1 protein-coding gene and 1 pseudogene are annotated in these 1,070 nt (G+C 38.2%); both read left to right on the forward strand.

The features are described 5' to 3' along the window. Positions 1–166: pseudogene (locus VXQ92_RS20730) on the forward strand (lauroyl acyltransferase); the annotation flags it as partial. Positions 167–842: 676 nt separating this feature from the next. Next, positions 843–1,070: TetR/AcrR family transcriptional regulator (locus VXQ92_RS20735; protein ID WP_416683041.1), on the forward strand; the 228-nt coding region annotated here is incomplete at its 3' end.

Genomic DNA, 1,070 nt, shown 5'->3' on the forward strand with positions numbered 1-1,070 from the left:
ACTAGTAGAACCTAAACTTGATAATTTTCCTAGCGAATGCGAAGTGAATGATGCTGAACGCGTCAATAAAATTATTGAAAACCAGATTCGGATCGCCCCAACACAATACATGTGGTTTCATAGAAGGTTTAAAACTCGTCCTGCTGGTGAAGCGAAGTTTTACTGATTTTGTTATGCCTTTTTATACAGTCAACTGAGAGATTTAAAGGCCTTTAAACCGAGACTTTATAAATCCTAAATTAACAATAATTTTTAATTATTTATCCTTAGTTTTTAATGATCTATTTTAAAACAAATGTCATTTTGTGTGCTTGACTGTAATAGGGCAGAGCACTATCCTTTGCCTGCTGGCCACATTGCCAGTCGGTTTTAGCAGGCCGTATTTACCCAAAGCACACGAAAAAGTCTCTCTTTTTTGTGGGAATCCCTGCGTGCCCCCTCTGCGGCGGAACGGGAGGGGGACACCTTCGGGTGTGCTGGATTCTTTGGCTCCAGTCTGCTAACCCTCTTTCGTTTCGCCACCATTATTTAGCAGTAATGTGGTGAAACTTCTTTATAGCCAAAGGAGTTCGCTATGCGTACTAATTCTTCTCATTTATTGGTTTTTGCCAAAGTCTTTCTGTCTATACCACTTAAACAGTCTATAAAGCGGTTGAATCGACTCTAGGTTTTTAAATCTAAACATCGTTACGACTAAAAAATCATAGCAACAATAAAACCCGAGATAGGCGAGCACACCATTTTTGTGCGGCTTTTGCATGTCTGTATTTAGCGCTCAATTTAAGAGCGACGGCATTTCTATCTCTTTTATTTACAACAAAAAATTATTTTAAACGATATACATGAAAAATTTAGAAGCTTCATTTAGAGCATTGCGAGTGCTCCACACGGCAAAAGATTTATTTAACCAATACGGGTTTCATAAGGTAGGGGTAGACCGAATTATTGCCGACTCCCAAATTCCCAAAGCAACCTTTTACAACTACTTCCATTCAAAAGAAAGACTCATTCAGATGAGCTTAACTTTTCAAACAGACGCTTTAAAAGAAGAGGTATTTTCTACGATCTAT

Source organism: Acinetobacter sp. 228 (genome assembly GCF_048147885.1).